At 37.6% G+C, this 19,828-nt stretch carries 10 protein-coding genes; 2 read left to right on the top strand and 8 right to left on the bottom strand.

Going from position 1 to position 19,828, the window contains the following annotated elements:
- Nucleotides 1–294: 294 nt before the first annotated feature.
- Nucleotides 295–756, top strand: a complete 462-nt coding sequence (locus GXM16_RS16735) for a mobile mystery protein A (protein ID WP_163395641.1) — start codon at nt 295–297, stop codon at nt 754–756.
- Nucleotides 747–1,343 carry a mobile mystery protein B gene (locus GXM16_RS16730; RefSeq protein ID WP_163395640.1) on the top strand — a complete coding sequence of 199 codons (597 nt, stop codon included), beginning with the start codon at nt 747–749 and terminating at the stop codon, nt 1,341–1,343. Before GXM16_RS16735 ends, GXM16_RS16730 begins: the two co-directional genes overlap by 10 nt.
- Before the next feature lie 216 nt (nt 1,344–1,559).
- Here the strand turns inward: GXM16_RS16730 and GXM16_RS16725 are convergent, their stop codons facing one another.
- The 8 genes from GXM16_RS16725 to GXM16_RS16690 form a co-directional block, all read right to left on the bottom strand.
- On the bottom strand, nt 1,560–4,613 hold the full coding sequence (locus tag GXM16_RS16725; RefSeq protein ID WP_163395639.1) for a glycoside hydrolase family 2 protein: 3,054 nt from the start codon (nt 4,611–4,613) through the stop codon (nt 1,560–1,562).
- Between the two features lie 16 nt (nt 4,614–4,629).
- Entirely contained in the window at nt 4,630–7,098 is a 2,469-nt protein-coding gene (locus GXM16_RS16720) for a glycoside hydrolase family 95 protein (protein ID WP_163395638.1), read from the bottom strand.
- 75 nt (nt 7,099–7,173) lie between these two features.
- Nucleotides 7,174–8,187 (bottom strand): pectinesterase family protein, encoded by a 1,014-nt coding sequence (locus GXM16_RS16715; protein WP_208797391.1) that lies wholly within the window; start codon nt 8,185–8,187, stop codon nt 7,174–7,176.
- A 119-nt stretch (nt 8,188–8,306) separates the two neighbouring features.
- Nucleotides 8,307–9,869 (bottom strand): pectate lyase, encoded by a 1,563-nt coding sequence (gene pelA, locus GXM16_RS16710; RefSeq protein WP_163395637.1) that lies wholly within the window; start codon nt 9,867–9,869, stop codon nt 8,307–8,309.
- A 195-nt stretch (nt 9,870–10,064) separates the two neighbouring features.
- Nucleotides 10,065–11,663, bottom strand: a complete 1,599-nt coding sequence (locus GXM16_RS16705; protein WP_163395636.1) for a DUF4957 domain-containing protein — start codon at nt 11,661–11,663, stop codon at nt 10,065–10,067.
- A 141-nt stretch (nt 11,664–11,804) separates the two neighbouring features.
- Nucleotides 11,805–13,826 carry a RagB/SusD family nutrient uptake outer membrane protein gene (locus GXM16_RS16700; protein ID WP_163395635.1) on the bottom strand — a complete coding sequence of 674 codons (2,022 nt, stop codon included), beginning with the start codon at nt 13,824–13,826 and terminating at the stop codon, nt 11,805–11,807.
- Nucleotides 13,827–13,836: 10 nt separating this feature from the next.
- Nucleotides 13,837–17,199 carry a SusC/RagA family TonB-linked outer membrane protein gene (locus GXM16_RS16695; protein ID WP_208797390.1) on the bottom strand — a complete coding sequence of 1,121 codons (3,363 nt, stop codon included), beginning with the start codon at nt 17,197–17,199 and terminating at the stop codon, nt 13,837–13,839.
- A 434-nt stretch (nt 17,200–17,633) separates the two neighbouring features.
- Nucleotides 17,634–19,802: a rhamnogalacturonan lyase family protein gene (locus GXM16_RS16690; protein ID WP_163395634.1), complete on the bottom strand. Its 2,169-nt coding sequence runs from the start codon at nt 19,800–19,802 to the stop codon at nt 17,634–17,636.
- Between the last annotated feature and the right edge of the window lie 26 nt (nt 19,803–19,828).

Below are 19,828 nucleotides of genomic sequence, written 5' to 3'. Positions count from 1 at the left end.
TTAATTCAGCGAATATAATAAAAATTTGACATGCTTTTACACTGACCTCTTAGAGCATGTTTAATGCTTTTAAGACTAATATTAATTTTTGGATACTCCATAAAACTAACTAAAAAAGTAAATATTTAAATATACTTTTAAAATAATTTATACCCATATATGTTTACAATATTAAAATTAAATAAACATATTAATAGACTAATAGTGCGTATTGTACACATATTTGTTTACTTAAACTATTATTTTTAAATAAATATATTTACTTTTGTATAAAATTTATTAAAAATAATATCAATGCGAAATCAGAAAAAATTACTATTAGAGCAGCTCGATAGAAAGCTACAAGTCTTCAAAGAGTCGGAAAAAGTAATTATTCCGGAAAAAGGATGGATTTACAGCATCAGGACAGCACTAAATATGACTCTTGAGCAATTAGGCACAAGAATAAATATGACTAAACAAGGCGTCAAAAAAATTGAAGAAAGAGAAGCTACAGGAGCAATAACATTAAAGTCCCTCAAAGAAGCAGGCAATGCTTTAAATATGAAATTTGTATACGGTTTTGTACCCAAAGATCAAACACTCGAAAACTTAGTTGATTATAAAGCACTCGAACTTTCAAAAAAGATTGTTCTCCGGACAAGCAACAATATGAAATTAGAAAATCAGGGGAACAGTGATGAACAGATCAGTAAAGCTATAAAAGAATTAGCCAACGAAATTAAAAGGGAAATGCGCAGATCACTATGGGATTAGAGCTTATTTATGAAGACGGCCAGACACCTTTGAGTGAAGAAGAAAAGGAAGGGCTTTTAATAAAAACAATTACTACCCATGGAGAACTGGATGAACATGAGCAACTAAATATTGAAAAAGCCATTGAATGGACTATTCGGTTAAAAACAAAAAAAGAGCAAATATTAACTGAAGATTTTATAAAAAATCTCCATAAGAGAATGTTCAACAAAGTGTGGTACTGGGCAGGTGAATTTAGAAGATCGGAAAAAAATATAGGCGTACAATGGATTATGATAGGTATTGAACTCAGACAGCTACTGGATGATACAACTTACTGGATTGACAACAATACATATCCCCCTGACGAAATAGCTATAAGATTTAAACACAGACTGGTTAATATTCATTGTTTTCCAAATGGAAACGGAAGACATTCCAGAATTATGGCAGATATAATAATTGATCTAATTTTTGGAAAAGATATTTTTACCTGGAATCATTCAAATATGGTAAAAGCGAACGAAACAAGAGCAGCATATATTAAATCTATACGAGAAGCGGATAACGGAAATATTGCACCTCTAATTAATTTTGCCCGAACATAAACAAAATTATTTTCATCTGTACAAATTCCGTTAATTTCTTTTACAGATACTCGATTACCCATGAAGCCAAAAGAGCAAAATCTTCGCTTTTAGTCCTGATTGCAGTGTTATCCTTTTCTTTTTTGCTGCCAAAAAAGAAAAGATAAAACGAAGAGCAGGAACCATGCTGCTGAAAATGCCTCAAGATTCCTGCTCCTGAAAAAAATGGATATGCTGTTATTTCAACAGATTCAGTAAAAGCTGCTGTCCTACGATATTGGCTTTGTTTTTAGCCGAAACATTGAATGTTTTCATAGAAGCGTTTTCACCGTCGCCTTCTGCTTTTTTAAGCACTTCGTTTTCTTTTATACAGCTGAAAATGTCCAGTGCACAAAAAATGATTTTTCCTCGTCCGTGCGGCATAACTGTTAAGGCAGAATAGACTTCCTGCTTATGATCAGAAACGCAGCCCACAATCGTTTCACCATTGAACATTCGGAGTCCGATTCGGTTTTTATTGTAGGTAGCAAAACACTGGTATTCCCAGTTGAACACGCAGGATTGCGGCAGGCCTTCGAACCATTTGGTTTCTTTAACAAAATAGTTTCCTCCGTACCACGATGTTCCTAAGGTTTTGAATCCCCTGTAATCAGCAGCTTCTTTTTTGGCAAAATAGGTCGACCAGGTGTCGATATCGTTAACAATAACAATCGTGTTTCCGTTGTTTACCCATTCTAATAAATCGGTTACCAAAGGATTACCGGTTTGCTGTGGTTTGAAACCGCCTATTACCAGGCAGTTTCCGGATGGTGTTCCGCTTTTATAGTTTTTGAAATGTATCTTTTCCGAATCGAAATATTTCCCAACAATTCCGGTCGTATCGGCCACTACAATATTGGAAGCGATTTTTTCTTTGTTCAGTTTTACGGCAAATAATTCGTCGCTTCCTGTCGTAATAACCGAGTTGTCTTTCGAAACTAATTCGGCTGTAATTTTCGTGTATCCTTCTGTTTGCGGTGCAAAAGTATTTTTAGCAGACAATAATTCGCCATAGGTAGTACCTCCGGTTACGGTGACAGGAATTGTTTTGGTCCAGACCATTTGTTTGTTGTCATTGGTCGCTTTCACTTTTAAATCAAATGTGCCTCTGATGTCTTTTTCGTTAACAATGAAAAAATCAATCATTGTAGAATCTTTCACCGATAAGACTTTGTTAGTGAGTTTTACAGCCACATACAAAGGTTTGTTGTAACGCGCAATCAGATCGGCATCTCCTTTTAAATTTCGGTAATTGTCGACAATACCCGAATGGTTTTCCAGTTTCATGCTTTCCCAGCCGTTTACTGCATAGCCGTCTATTGTATTGTTGATTCGTACGTTTTCAATCGTTCTTCCCTGATAATAAAAGGCTACATTCCCCATTTTTCTGGTCAGGCTGTCCACATTTGGAAAAGATTTCTGGAAATCATTTTTCTTCAGGAAATTATCATAAGCATCGTACCATTTCAAATAATCGTCACTTTCCCAGCCAATGTCTTTTCCTTTTTTCAGGATTTCTTCCCGGATTAGCTGTAATCTTGGTGGGGTCCCGATGGCACCTTCTTCACCGTAATACACAATTTCCTGTTTGTTATCAGTGAATTTTGCATACTTTTTAGGATTGCTGTACAAATTATCATGATACACTCCGGGTCCTCCGGCATGATGCTGATCAAACCAGCCGAAATTGTAAAACTGATTACTATATGGAAGCAAATGCAGTTTAAAGCGTGGATCTTTGCCCTCTTTTATTGGACCGTTACTGGAATTATACGTCTTTATTCGGGTTGGATCCAGTTTGTGTCCTGCCAGCATCTGTAGGCTGTCTCTTTTTTGTGGCTCTGCCCCTCTTTCGTTGTGCATGTTGTAAATGACCAGCGAAGGATGGCTTCTGTCGCGTTTGATCATTCTGAAGAACTTTTCGTCACGGGCAGCAAAATAAAAATCGGCCTGCTTTTTTTCCAGTTCATTTTTAGGGTTGAACTGATTCGCCGGAAACTGATTTCCACCCGGTTCCTGATAATACAAAAGCCCCATTTCATCAGCATAATCCAAAACGTTGGTCTGCCCGATAGTACGGTGAAAATTCAACATATTCAAACCAACAGCTTTGGCGTCTGCAATTTGTTTTTTTGCCAGTTCATCACTTGGTGCTATTCCGTTTACTGGCCAGAAGCCCCATGAAATTGCTGTTCTGACTACAATGCGTTTGTTATTCAGGTAAAACTGTTTATCTCCGTCAACTTCTTTGACTTCAAACCAGCGGAAACCAAATTTTTTCTCTACAGCATCTTTTAATTCTTTGTCTTTTTTGAGAGAAGCTTTCAATACATATAAAGTAGGATTATCAACATCCCAAAGGTTTGCATTATCTACTTTAATTGTAAAAGACTGCGGTATATTTTCTCCTTTCCCTGCTTCTATCGGAAAGTCTTTTTTCCAAACTAATTTTCCTGATTTTCTTTCGCTGACTTCTAATAAAACACTTCCTTTAAAAGTTGCTTCTGTGTTATTTGTCAACGAAATTTCAGCATCGATTTCGTTTAATGCTGGTTTGTTTTTGATAAAAACATCATTTACAAAAACATTGTCTGTAGCTACAAGACTTACTTTTCCGGTGATACCACCAAAACCGTGAGTTGGATTGGTACGATAGTCTCCCCACATATAATTCGAACTGTCCCTCCAGTCAAAATTTCCATTCGGATCTGTAATTCGGACCGCTATGAAATTCGATTTTCCTGCAGTTACATAATCGGTAATATCTATGTCAAAAGGAGTTCCGTTGATCAAATCGTAACCGGCCAGTTTTTCGTTTACAAAAACCTCAGCCCTGAAACGGACACTTTCGAAATGCAAAACAATTCGCTTCCCTTTCATTGACGAAGGCACTTTGACCTGTGTTGTAAACCAGGAAATACCCAAATAATTTCCCGAAACCCCAAAAGCATTTTTATTCCATCCCCAATGAAACTCTTCTACCGTCGCCGGAAGATGTACCGTTTTGCTTTCACCCTTTTGAAGTGACAGCCAGCCGCCTGTCGGAATATTTACAGGTAACTTTTTAAGATCAACCGGAGGTGCAAATAAAACATCATTTTGCCATTGTGCTATTGGATCCAGCCAGAGCTTCCAGTCGTTATTGGAGATATCCTGTACGATTCGTTGTTGCTGCGCAAATGAATTTATGACCGTTAAAGCAATAAGAAAAATTGCTGCTCTAATTTTCAGAATATTAGAATCTTTTTTCATCAATTTTGATTGTTAATTAGTTTGCTTTAAAGATATACGTTTTGCCTTTTACGGTATTGAAATCGTACAATTTGGTATCAGGAGATTTATAGCCTTTTAAGCTTGCTTTTTCAGATAGTAAAGGCTCTTTTATTGTTTCCACCTGATAAAACGGATTGGTATTTTCTTCTTTCGCTTCAGCTAAAATAACTTCTCCATTCAGTTGAATATCAGAGGCCAGACGCAGCCTGCAATTCCCTCCCAAAGCTGATTTTACGATTACTTCTTTTAATTTTCCGTTTTCCCATTTAAAAGCCAATTCAAAACCTCCTCTGGCTTTCAGACCGCTTACTTTACCATTTTTGAAATCATCCGGCAAGGCAGGAAGCAGGTAGATTGAGCCATCGTAACTTTGCAAAAGCATTTCGGTAATTCCGGCCGTACAGCCAAAATTCCCATCAATCTGAAATGGCGGATGAGCATCCAGAAGATTCGGATAAGTTCCGCCTGATTGTCCCTTACTTTCTAATGGCGCAGGGCTTAACTGGTCTTTAATCAGTTTAAAAGCCCTGTTTCCGTCTAATAAACGTGCCCACCAGTTTACTTTCCAGCCCATAGACCAGCCTGTCGATACATCGCCTCTGGATACTAATGTGTTCTTTGCTGCTTCGATAAGCTGAGGGGTTCTGAACGGTGAAATCTGTCCTGATGGAAACAAGCCGTACAAATGCGAAATATGCCTGTGATGGTCATTTAGTTTATCCCAGTCATGAAGCCATTCCTGCAATTGGGTATGCTGTCCAATCTGCATTGGAGGAAGCCTTTTTAAAGCAACGGCAACCGAATCTGCAAAGGATTTATCTGTTTCTAAAACCTTAGAAGCATTCAGAATATTAGTAAACGTATCAAAAACCAGCTGATTGTCCATCGTTGTTCCGGCAGAAACGCCAACGCTTTTCTCATACGTATTTTCAGGAGACATTGAAGGAGCTACAACAAGCCATTTATGTTCCGGTTCTTCCTGAAGTACATCAAGATAAAACTGTGCAGCACCTTTTAGAACGGGATAATATTCCTTTAAAAATTCGCGGTCACCTGTGTAAAGATAATGCTGCCACAAATGTTGGGTAAGCCACGCGCCTCCCATTGGCCAAAGACCATAAAATCCTCCATCTACAACGCCTGTCATACGCCATAAATCTGTGTTATGATGCACGTTCCAGCCACGGGCATGATACATTTCTGAGGCACTTTCTTTTCCGGTTACAGCCAAATCTTTCAGCATGCTGAATAAAGGCTGGTGCATCTCGCTCAAGTTCGTTATTTCGGCAGGCCAGTAATTCATTTCAGTATTGATGTTTACGGTGTATTTACTGTCCCAGGCCGGATTTAATTTATGATTCCAGATGCCCTGAAGATTGGCAGGCTGATTGCCCGGCTGTGAACTTGAAATGAGTAAATACCTCCCGAATTGGTAATAAAGCCCTACCAGTTGCGGATCATAAGAAGTGGCAAATTCTTTAATTCTAATATCAGTTGTTTTATTGGACTGAGGCGAATCACCTAAATATAAAGAAACCCTGTTGAAATATTTTTGATAGGCTGAAACATGGTTTTTAAAAGATTCGGCATAACTTTTCTTTGAAGCTTTAGCTAAAACAGCAGTGCTTTTCTCAGACGGATTTGCCGACAGATCTTTATAATTTTTAAAATTGGTTGCAATAGCGATACGAATGATCACCTCATCAGCCTCTTTGATTGTGAGTTTATCGGGCTCAGCAGTTAACTTTCCTCCTTTTAGAGTACAGACGGCCTGTCCGACAAATTTTATTTTGCCTGTTTTGTTATCGGCACTTCCGGTTGTTCCTTCAAAAAACAATTTATTTTCCTGAGTCCTGAAATTCCTCAACAACTGCGGACTGGTTGCTGACAGAGTAAAACTGATGCTTTTTTTTCTGTCTGAAGTTAGCTTTAGCAGAATGACATCATCTGAAAAAGAAGCCAGAACTTCTCTTTTATAAGTTACTCCGTTTGCTTTATAACTTACTGACGAAACCGCTTTTTCTATATCCAGATCACGCTTATAATCCGAATAATTTTCATGCCCCGGAAATTCGATCCATAAGCTTCCAACCGTCTGATAGGGCATTCCGTAGTTTAGATCTTTTGGAGCCTGTCTCGGAAAAGTTTTGTTTGCCAGATCCTGAGCCTCTTTGTTTTTTCCTTCAAAAAGCAGTTTTCGGATTTCTTCAATATTTGGGTAAACATTTTTCGGCACATTATTTCCAGGTTCACCTGCCCAGACCGTTTCTTCATTTAGCTGAAGCTCTTCTTTTTGCGGATTACCGAAAACCATGGCTCCCAAACGGCCATTACCAATTGGCAGGGCCTCGTTCCAGTTTGTTGCCGGTTTGTCATAATGTAATTTTAATTTTTGCTGGGCGTTGCTATGAAACATACTGATTGACAGCAATACAGAGCACGTAATAATTCTGAAATAATTCATTCTTTTTTATTTAATACAAAACCGTTGATTTCTCCATTCTTTTGGAAAACCAATAATTTACGGCTTAAGTGGTTATTAATTATTAAATTCCAAAACCGGAGTCCAGTCTTTAAAAATGGCTTTAAGTGTATAATCTTTCTTAAATTGTTCAGAAGTCAGAAAATGAGACCAGCCTACACGGGAACTGGTATTTGCACCAATACCAGTCGACAGATATTCTGCATAAAAAGTAGTTGCTTCAGCTTCTTTTTTTCCCCAGTTATGCCAGCCCTCGGCTTTAATGTGTGGTCCCATTTCGCATTTAACAAAAACTGTTTTAGCATAGTTTCTCCATGGTCTTCCTAAATAATAAGAATTATTGGGTGCATTGGTTGTCAGTTTACAATTCAGAAATACCAAGCCATAAGGATTGGTTTCGGGAGTACTCGCAGCTGTAATGTAAGAACCTCCTGCTTTTGCAAAAATTTCACATCCATCAAAAACGGCAGTTGATGCACCAAAGATAAAATCGGTTGTTCCTTCTATGTAACAGTTTTTATAATATTGCCTGCTGGCAGTGTCACGAGGATACAGCGTATCCTGAAAACCTAAAAACTTACAATTATCAAAAATCACCCTGTCACCGTCAATGCGGACCGCTACAGCCTGACCCACGGGACCTGATGCGTTTTCAAAAGTAATATTTCTGGCTTTAAAGTCATTTGCGGTCACAATAAAACTGGCCGATCCTGAAGTTCCGATATCCTTACCTTCACTATTTTTTTTAGAAGCATAATCATCATAAGTAAGAATGACTTTCTCTTTGCTTTCGCCAATTAAGGTAATGTGGTTTTTATCTTTCGGTACTTCGAGCTTTTCTTTGTAAGTACCGTTTTTAATGAAAATTTTAGTCTCTTTATTTTTTAAGGAAGCAACTGACGAAATGGCTTCCTGAACCGTTTTAAAATCGGCTGTTCCATCTGCAGCCACTACAATATCATATGATTTGACTTTTTCTATTGGATCATTTTTACTTACTATCGGTTTTGGATTATCATGTGATGAGCTGCTCATAAAAAACACAGAGGCCATTAAAAAACTTAAAATCATTCTTTATATTTATTTATCATTCGTATTCTTAAAAAAATCAAGGGCTGAAATTTACCTGTCTGAAAAAGACATCTCAACCCCTGACATAACCAAATATAGTTAACTATCAAATAACTATTCTATAAACCATGTTTAGCTTTCCAATTGCTGTACTCTGAACCTATTAAGCCATTTGGCCAGTTGCCGTACCAGGAGTATCCTACTCTTCTTTCATTTTCAATTTCTGCTAAAGTCTTTTTTGGAATTCCATCCCTTCCGCAGAATAAAGGAAGATTATTTTCCAAATCATAAAATCTTGCCCAAAGTACGCTTCCCGGAGAAGCAACAACGATAACATCCTGACCTGAAGGCTGAGAGGAATCGGTTATTTTTTTGGTCGCTATATCAAAAAGTTTAGCGCCGTTAAACCATTCAACAGCATCTTTTACAGCTTGTTTTACATCTGCTGATGGCTGCTCTACAAGCATGAGAACACGTACAATTCCCACCGATTCAGAACCACTGAAAGTAGGCAGTTCGTATGCTCTGGCTAATGCCGGCTTTAGAGTAACCTCATCGTGTTGTGCACACCAAACCGTTTTTTTGCCTTTATAAGTAATCTGAGTCTGCAAAATGATATCAATCCCTTTATTGAATGAAGTTACCGCCTTGTCTTTGTACTTCGGATTTACGAGTTCTAAATTATTTTTGCCTTTAATAATATCCCACATTACATTCATAACATTTGCAATTGCTCCGTCATTATAGGTAATTTGATGTCTGTAACCACTTTTATCCGGGTAATATTGAGGCCAGCCTCCATTGGCATACTGAGCAAGAAACAACCAGTCAATTGCTTTTTCTGCAGCCAGTAAATAATTCGGATTGTTTGTTGTTTTGTAATCGGCTAACAGCCATCTTAGTTCTGTTACGACATGCCCGTTATCTATAGTCGTATCGGTATTGTTTTTTGAAGCCAGAGCTGTAGCTTTTTGCTGTGCCGTCTGTTCAGTATTATACAGATTTAAATCAGCAACCGCTTTCCCCCATCCTCCATTGCTTCTTTGCCAAATCAGAATGCTTTCGGATCTGACTGCTGTATTGTAAACTGCCGTAACACCGGAAACCGTAATTTCAATCTGGGTGCTTTTTCCGCTTCCGTCTGTTGTTGTTGCCGTTACGACAACAGTGCCATTGAGTTTAGGAGTTAACAATCCCTCCTGACTAATTGTAGCCATTGCCTGACTTGAAGTACTCCATGTCAATGTTTTATTGGTTGCATTTGCAGGAGCTACCTGAACTGTTAATTGTAGGGGCTGACCATTGGTTATAGTAGCTGCCGGTATAGAAACACTCTCAACAAATATTGTTGGTTCTGTTATTCCGGAAACGGTATAGGTTTTTTCGGCAGTTACACCAGAGCCGTCTTTTGCCGTGGCAGTAACTTTTACAGTTCCGTTTTTTATACCTGTCAAAAGACCTGTTTCTGTAATTGCGGCAATTGCGGGATCAGAAACACTCCAGGTTACCTCTTTATTCACGGCATCATTTGGCTGTATAACCACTGTTAGCTGTTTAGGTGTACCATTCAGCGTATTGTCTCCACTGATGACAATTGTTTTTACCTGAGTCGGTTTTTTGATATCATCTGAAGAACAGGAAAACAGAAAAAGCGAACAAATTAAAATTATTGTATTTTTCATAAATTATATTATTTAATTATAAACCTCAATAAACTGATACTCTTTTATATGACCATCCGCTATTTTACTATAAATCTTTATTTTCCACGGATATTACCAAACTTAAATATTTTATAACCAAATAGAATATTATTCTTAACTAATTTGCGGTTAAAAATTACATTGCCTAACGGACAGTCATAAAAAGATATTGGTTTAAAACCATCTTGGATCTCCTGCAACTCCGGTACCTGCGAAACCAATTCCAGATTTGATACGAAAAATTCCAATTGCGTGCTCAACAAAAAAATCGGCAATATTTAAAGGAACTTCTACAATACTGGTCAAAGGTCTTATACCGATGGTTAAATCTTTGGTTTTGTAATTACCTGCATATGAAATACTGATATTGCTATACGTACCATTCGTACTATTAAGTGCCATTCCGCCATTAGGACCTGCTATAATACAATTTTGAACAGAAACCTGTACAGGATTATTATTATCAAAATTCCACAGGTGCCCCATTCCCATAGTAATGTTTACACAAGTGATATTTTTAAAATTAATGTTTGTTTTAACTCTTACATCGGCAAAACGGGTACTGATTTCCTTTAACGTACAATTTGAAACATTAATAGAACTTACAGTTCCTCCTGCACCTACATTCAGCATACCATAACCTCCTGTTTGTGAAATGTTGCAGTCATTTATATTTATATTATTCACAACACTGGCTCCGCTTACTCTGACAATAGAATTTAGGTTTATAATATGGCATCCTTCTATCTGTATATCATTGACAATTTTTACTGGCAAATCAATCAGGAAATTACCTGCTGAACTCGTAACTAAATTCTGTAATATCAGGTTATTGATTTTATCCTGAACTTTAAATCTGGTATTGTTTAATATTGATAGATGGCCGTTTTCGTCTGCAGAACCCACAAAAGCAATATTATTTACCCCTGTCGGTATAGTAATATCACCGCCAATAGTATAAGCAGTTGACGGAGCAAACTCTACTGTAATATCTTTAGCACCGCCAGCAACAAGACCTTGCAAAGTTGTACCAATACTGGCTGCAGTATCTGTAAGCAGTACATTGTAAATGGTACTATTGGCCAGACCAGTAGTTTTAACATTCAAAATTCCACGAACATTGGTGCCGTTAAAAATTTTGGCTATGTAATTTGTTCCATTTGTCAGATTGTCAAATGTTACTTTACCTGAATTTTTCTGTGAGTCCGTCAAAACAATATCCTTAACTACTACCGAAGTTTCATTATACAAAATTACATTGGTAACCTTAGGTACTGCAGGCAGTATATTCCAGTTTAAACTTACACTTGTAGAGGCAGCAGTAAATCCTTTAAAAAGCTGTTCTGCCGGAGTTGAAAAATAGATTTGATTGTATTTAGACTCTTTTCCTGTTGCTTCATCAATACTTTTCATCCTTACAGAATAACCTGTCGTACCGTCAAGTTCGTCAAATACCTGGCGGTATTCTATTTTAGCCTGATCCGAAGAATTTGCAAATGGTACTAAACTACTAGCGGAAAGCTCTACTGTTTTTACAATTTCTTTAAACTCCAGATTGTCTTTACTAAACTCAAAAACATATTTTGTCGCCGAAATTGATTTTGTAAATTTTATTTCTACAAAAGTTGGTGCAATTGCTGAAGTTTCAAAAACAATTGACTTAAAAAGCCTGTCATGATCTGCATCTACATCCCAGTCATTGTAATCTTTTTCACAGCTGAACAGGGTTATAATAAGGAGTAAAACCTTAAAAATTAATAATTTATTTTTCATATAATTAAAATTAAATTAGTGTGTTGTATGTAATTATTAAAACGGTTCTCGATACATTTTTTTTTCGCTTCTCTGCACAAAAAACACTCGAACTGACGTTTTTAATAATTACATACAATGAGTTTAAATTAGCATCATTACTTAAAATCCGTATGAGTTGGTTATTTTGCCCTTAGACTCAAAAATGTCTTCATAATAAATAGAGAAAAAGTGTCTGTAATTACAACTGTTATTTCCCTTAGAAAACTGAGCAAGGTTGGTTTGAATTTCAGATCCATTAGTCATCGTGCTTAAAAAACCTGAATAATCATAGCTGCTGTTCAATCCGGTACCCGCCAATAAAACCCTTACCGGCCAGTCTATATAATTTTTATTTGTACCAGTAAGAGGTTTCTCTGCATTTTTAGGAAACCAGCTTACACTTTTATACTCCGGTCCCGGGCTTGAAGAAAGCTCTGTGTAATAATTAAGCGAACTTTTATCGATGTATTCAGTGTCCTTTAATTTGTAATATACTGTTTTAGGAAAATCCGTTGGCAGGTACGTTTTATCAAAAATCTTTACCGTTTGTTTATTATCAAGCATCAAACACAATGTTTTTTTCATCGTCTCCATTCTGTCAGATAATAAACCCCAACGAACCAGATCCTGTTTGCGGATGCCTTCGCACCCAAACTCCCAGGCACGTTCGTTGACAATGGCTTCAAAGAAATCAGAATCATAAGCCTGAATTTTAGAAGATCCTGTTCCAAAAGCTCTTTCACGAACCTTTTCTAATGCCTGTCTTGGAGACATTCCTGCAACTGTGTTTACAGCATCTGCTCCATTTAAAGCATTTTCAGCTTCAGCAAACATCAAATAAATATCCGAATAGCGCATCAAAATCCAGTTTACACCGGTTGCAATACGCGAATTAGCCGTTTTATGCAGAGATAAATAAGAGCTTGACATCCAGTAAATTCTCCATTTGGCAAAATTTACACTCAACGGATCATTTTTCACACCTTCAACATTATCTTTTGTATAATTCAGCCAGCTCAGCGTCACATCACGACGTTTGTCTTCCGGAGTAAAAGAATAAAAATAGTAGGCCTGAGACCCCACATAAGTACCACCAAAGCCTCTGCTTCCGTACTTACTGTTACTTGCCACTTCGTATCCCATCAAAGAACCGATGTCTCCATTATTTCCAAGACCAAACGCTACTTCAAACAAATTTTCATTGTTCACATTCTGCTGTAAACCACAAACCGTTTTCCATATGTTTTCATATTGAGGATCTAAACGGTGAGGATTTGCTGTATTGCCAAGCATTTCGGCAGTCTGCAGAGCAGCTATCTGATAATAATCTCTCCAGTTTTTAACTCTTCCAACATAGTAATTACCAGTCTCAGGAATTGAAGGATGGTGTTCCAGATCTTTCCCCGGAAATGCATTCCCATCACGCAAAGACCAGCCTCCCGCAAAAAGGGCTACTCTTGCCAAAAGTCCTTTTGCAAAACCTTTTGTGATACGTTCTACGCTTGAATATTCAGCATCTGTTTTCAACCATGGTAAATAATCTACCGCTTCCTGCAGATCTTTAACCAGACTGGCATAAATAAGATCCCTGTCTACTTTTCCAATGTAAACATTTGACAAATCAGATTTAGAAGTTCCTTCTTTATAGGGTACATCGCCCCAGTTACGAACCAGTTCAAAATAAGCTAGTGATCGCATCACTAATGCTTCACCTAATAACGGTTTCATTTTAGCAGCATTACTTTCAAGAATGGGAGAATTTCTGATACCATCTACTGACGATGAAGCTAATTCTGCCAATTGAAACAATCCCTGCCATTTTGTAGTCTGATTATAAGGATCATCATAAAAGTTTCCTGCTCCCTGATCACTGGTTGTAGAATTATAAGCTGAAGAAGTAAATCCCTGATTGGTTTCAATATCCGAAAATCCCTGCCAGTTAACTGATAATTTCTGACCGTAGATATAACTGTCCGTCATCTTTCCATATACACCCATGACTGCAGCTTTTGCCATAGACTGGGTTTTAAAAACAGTCTCAGAACTCAGCTTCGAAGGTGAAGTTGTATCTAAAAAATCCTTATCACAAGAAATACAAACCAGTAAAAAAATAAGGCCCGAATAGTATAATAGTTTTTTCATGTCTTTTTTATTAAAATGTTACATTAACCCCAAAAAGGAATGTTTTTGCTTTTGGATAAGCAGACCAGTCTACTCCTGGCGTTAATGGCGTATTGCGAATACCGTCAACCTCAGGATCCTGACCTGAATATTTGGTCCAGATCATTAAATTGTTTCCTGTAAAATAACATCGTACATTTTTTACAAATCCTTCTTTTGTAATGCTTTCAGGCAACGTATAGCCTATTGTTAAACTTCCGAATCGTAAAAATGAACCATCTTCAATTGCCCAGTCTGTTAAAATGGTTGAATTAGAAAGAGGATGCCATAAACTTTTCCCCTGATTGATTTCCTGTAAGAGTTGAGGATTTGCATATTCACCAAACATGATATTGTATCCTGTTGCCGGGTCAATTGTTGTAAACCGGTTTTGGATACTCATCTCTGCACTCATATTTTGGTATCTTTTCGAACCGCTAAAAGTGGTATTGTCTATTTTATTGGCATTATAAATATCATTTCCGTAAGACCAGTTGAACATGGCTGACAAATCAAATCCTTTATAAGCCGTGCTTATAGAGAATCCTCCGGTATGTTTAGGTTGTGCCCTTCCGATTACTTTTCTGTCCTGATCCGGAGTGATTACCGTTCCGTCTCCGCTTAATTTTTTAAGTTTGATGTGCCCTGGTCCGAAATAATTTCCTGAAGTGGTTATTACTTTTGAAGCATCAGCCACACCCGGATTCAGAATCCATTTCTTTTGCACATTATCATAAGTAAAGTCATCAAACGTATAATATCCGTCTGAAACATATCCGTACATTAATCCTACAGGCTGTCCTACGATAGCTCTGTAGTCATCTCTTCCCACGGCTGGTGCCCAATTGGAAGCGGCGATCATTTCACTGGAACCGTCTAATTCTTTTACAACATTTTTATTGAAAGCTATATTAAAATTAGCAGATAATATAAAATTTTCATTTTTAACGATATCCCCTGATGCTGTAATTTCCAATCCTTTGTTTGAAGTTCTTCCAATGTTTTGGTATTGTGTATCATAACCTGAATTAGAAGGCAATGCCACTCCCAGGATTAAGTCTTTTGTATCATTTTTATAAGCATCAATAGTTACTCTTAAGCGCTGATTAAAAAAGCCTAAATCGAGTCCTATATTTGAAGATACTGTTGTTTCCCAAGTCAAATTTTCATTTTTCAATACATTTGAAGTAACAAGGGCACTTTGCGGCAGGTCGTTTATGTAATATAAATTTCTGCTGGAAGACTGAAATCCGTATTCCTGTCTCCAGTATGATCCTACTCTAGCATTTCCTACTTCACCATAACTCAAACGCATTTTGGCATTTGACAGCCATTTCGTTGTATTTTTAAGAAATGATTCATCTGATAATCTCCATGCAAATGCAGCACCGGGGAAGAATCCCTGACGATTTTCTTCTGAAAATACATTTTTTGAATCTGATCTGGCTGTTAACGTGAAAATATATCGTTCACGTAAAGTATAATTAGCACGCCCGAAAAACGAAGATGTCCTTGAAGGCTCTTTTATAGTAGTGTATGTAGGCTGTGGAGTACCGTAATTCCACATCGCCAGAACATCTTTTGCAGTAAAATCTACAGGGAAAAACTTTGAATCGTTGCGCATTTCTTCTTCCTGCGAATTATACATTTCCTGCCCGACCATTAAATCCAGTTTATGCGTATTATTTACAAAAGGAACATTATACGAAACTGTATTTTGTATCGTCCATATGTAGCCTTTTGTGTCTGTACGGCGTGCTACTGGCTGACCTCCGTTAGAACTTGCCTCACCTGTTTTATTCAGCCAGATGTTATCTGTATAGTCTCTGTTTGCGGCATAACTTCCTTTAGAAGAGACCGTCAATCCTTTTATTGGCTGCCAGTTTATTCCCGTGTTGATGGTAACATTAAATCTGTTCTGATCTTTATATTCGTTAATAATATTGTAAACAGGATCATTCAGTGAACTTAAAGCCTCTGCTGAAGTAACATCATCTGCTCCTCCCAGTGCATTTCCGGGACCTCCGTTTAAGCTGTAAACCGGAGCATATTTAATTCCGTCCCTAAGTTTGCTTCCGGAGGAAACGCTGGGTCCGGTAATAACCGTATTTGAAATTCTCGGATTAAAATCTAATGTTAGTTTTGGACTTATTTTTTTATTCAGGTTAAAACTCAGATAATCTCTTTTGTAAGCCGAATTAAGCATAATGTACTCTTCGTCATCATGAACATAATTAACCTTATATTTAAGACTCGCATCACCACCTGTAAGCCCAATATCAAAGTGTTTCTGAACTCCGGTGTTGCCATAAATTTTTTCCTGCCAGTCTGTACCTTTTTTAGATTTATAAATATCCACATCATCCCAGGCTCCATACATACTATAAAAAGAAGTACTAGGATTTGCACCCGGATCCAGTTCTTTTTGAAAATAGACATAATCATACGGAGATAATACTTCTGTTAAATTGTAAGTATTCTTAATGCCTGTATAGGCATTCATATTAATTTCTGTCTTGCCAGCTTTTCCTGATTTAGTCGTTATTAGAATAACCCCGTTTGCTCCCTGGGCTCCATAAATAGCAGTCGAAGCAGCATCTTTTAGTGTATCAATTGACTCTATGTCCCCTGGTGCAATATCATTTATATTGTTTACCTGAAAACCGTCAACAATAAACAAAGGAGAGTTATCCTGAGTAATAGAACCGCCTCCTCTTACACGTACTTTAATGGGCATATCCGGAGATCCATCTGCAATAGTTACGTTTACACCAGCCATTCTTCCTGCGATTGCCTGCAGAACTGAAGTCGCCGGAATATCCTTTAAATCATCCATGCTCACTGAGGCTACAGCTCCTGTTAAATCCTTTCGTTTTGTACTTCCATAACCGATTACAACAACTTCATTCAAATCTGTAGATGATTCTTTCATTACGATGTTTAGCGTCAGTTTACCGTCAACAGCAACTTCCTGTGTTACCAGACCTATGTAAGAAAATACTAAAACAGATTTCGCAGGTACATCCTCAATTTTAAAATTTCCGTCAAAATCAGTTGCTGATCCTGTCTTTTTACCTTTTATCACAATGGTAACTCCAGGTATTCCAAGACCTTTATCGTCTGTCACTTTTCCTGTAATGGTTATTCCTTTTTCCTGAAAAGAAGACGTTTTTTTTATGGTTACAGTTTTAGATTTGTCCCTGAAAACTACATTCTCTTCGTTAATTTTCATAGCCTTTTCTTCTTTCGCAGTAAGCGAAAAAGAAAGCAGTAAGTAAATCAGGAGTGTTACTTTGGTTTTCTTTTTAATTCCTTCAAATGAGCCATAGTTCTCCCTTGATATTCTTTTTTTCATACTTTTTGGTTGGTTTGGTTGGTTAGTAAAATTCACATTCATTGTTTTTACAGATAGTATTCCCATACTAAAACCTGCATTTTGATATCATAATTTTTTCTTCATATCGTATTTTTTTTCCATCTCTACTTGTTTTTGTTTTTTCTTCTGAAGTAAAAAACACACTAATTCATCAGCTTTTTTTTGATTTGAAACGATAGCTTCGATGTCATCTGATTGATAGCAAATATAAAATCCAGCTTATCTTAGAGAGGGGACGAAATACAATAATAGGGGGTTCAAATAACACGAAACACCTGTTTTTATTGACATTAGAAAAAAAACGCGCACAAAAACGCCTTCCTTTCAATTATAATTTACAGCAAAAAAATACCCCGGAAAAGAAGCTCCCGGGGGTAATGATAAAAATGAATTTTAAATTCTGAACTTAAACTTTATTCCTTAACCAGTTTGATTGTAGAAGTTCCTTTTTCAGATTTCACAGTAATAATGTAAACTCCTGCTGATGGAGCTATTGATCCGACCTCGGTCTGGTTTTCGCCTTCTCCGGATCCTACTTTTTGACCTGTAAGGTTGTGAATCGTATAGGTAAATTTGCCCGAAGCCATAATTGTAAAAGTCTGACTGGCAGGATTTGGATATAAAACAGCATTGGCTGAAGACGATGCATTTGAAAAATCATCGGTTGCTAAAGTTACATCTGTGGTCATTATGTTGGGTTGCGTTTGCGGAGCCATATCTACCCCCAAATAATAACCTGGATGCGGAGGCTGATTGTAAGCCGAATTTTGCCATGCAATTGCCGTTCTGTACTGAGTATCGTGCATCAAAGTATACAATCTATTGGTAGTAGGAATTTTGGTAGTGTAAATCCTGATAGAAGAATTATCATCTTTTCGAAAAATAACTTCTTCTCTCCAGTCTCCGAAGAGGTCAGCACTCAGGCATGGGGTCGCTTTAGTGGTATTGTTTGAAGAATATCCGGTTGCAGTTAACATATTACTGGTTTTACCATTAAGATAATCCCATTTGTCTATTTTATTTGAATCCAATAACTCCCGATTCAAATCAGCATCCCACCAAATTGAAAAATTCTGTGAAGGTTTTTTATTGCTGATAAGGTTTCCTTTACAGTCCATTAAATAATTTGTGGTAGTCGTAACACCTGATGCATCTTTTATTCCTGCACTGCCAAAACATTCATATCCTTTATAACGTGGATCAATATCTGCTGCATTGCAGCGGCCTACATCTGTATTTGCCGGCATTCCCCATAACGTTGTCCCAGTTTGGGCATCTAAAAAAACAAGGCCATTCGTTTTGTATTTAGCAGGTTCTTCCAGGCACTGCCATATTTCAAGTCCAGGGCGATCAGGATCCATGTCGGTCATGTGCAAAGCATCACCATGTCCCAGTGTGTTGGCGTATAATTTTGTTCCATCATCGTCAATACCGCTGGAGCCATTGAATATTTCATCTTTGCCGTCACCATCTACATCGCCTACGGTCATTTGATGATTTCCCATACCTGCCACAGCAGAATTTCCCGATGCGGCACTATCAAAAATCCACCTTTGGGAAAGGGTGTTGTTTCTCCAGTCCCAGGCCACACGTACTAATCTGGTATAATAGCCGCGACCCATTACCAAACTGGGTTTTGAACCGTCAAGATAAGCGACTGCAGCAACAAAACGTTCCGAACGGCCTCCATAACTATCACCCCATGAGGATACAGTTCCACGCGCAGGCAAATAATTAGTAGAAGCCATTGCTTTTCCTGTAAGTCCGTTGAAAACAGTTAAAAATTCAGGACCAGAAATAACTGCACCATATGTACTTGTTGAAGTTTTACTTCCATTAGGGTTTCTGTAGTCTGCTAATGCATCCCCAATAACAACTCCTGTTCCGTCTATGGTTCCGTCAGCTGTTCTGCAAGCCATTTCGGCTTTACCATCAGAATCCAGATCGTACACCATAAATTGGGTATAATGGGCACCTGCACGGATATTTTTACCTAAATCAATTCTCCATAAACGTGTCCCGTCTAAACGGTAACAATCAATATAAACATTTCCTGTAAAACCCGGTTGGGAATTGTCTTTTGAATTGGAGGGATCCCATTTTACGAAGATTTCATATTGACCGTCACCATCTACATCTCCCACGCTGCAATCGTTTACGTTATAGGTATAAGATCCGTCTACATTAGTTCCGCCTGGTGGTATCTGCATGGCAATATCCAAATACTGATTGGCCCATACTGTGGCAGTTTCAGAATCGGACACTTCGGTACCGTTAATAATCGGACGCACTGAATAAACTCCGTTGGCTGCCGTGTTATGGGTATAATTAGTTGAAGTTGTAAAAGGACTCTCAGCTATTTTAACATTATCACAATACAAATTATAACTTACGTCAGTTGGCTCTGTCCCCAGCATTCTCCAGCCCACGTAAACCTGGTTGGTGTTTAAACGTATGGCAATAAGACCGTGATTTAGTTTTTCAACAGTTCGCTGGGCATTAATCTGAATCGTTATTCCAAAGAAAAACAGGCATAGAAGCGCTGCTTTTTTCAAAAAAAAGCATGTAATTTTCTGGTTCATAAATTATTTGGTTGGTTAGATTAGTA

Source organism: Flavobacterium limi (assembly GCF_010645075.1).
Lineage (GTDB): Bacteria > Bacteroidota > Bacteroidia > Flavobacteriales > Flavobacteriaceae > Flavobacterium > Flavobacterium limi.
This window is presented reverse-complemented; position numbering and strand designations above follow the sequence as displayed.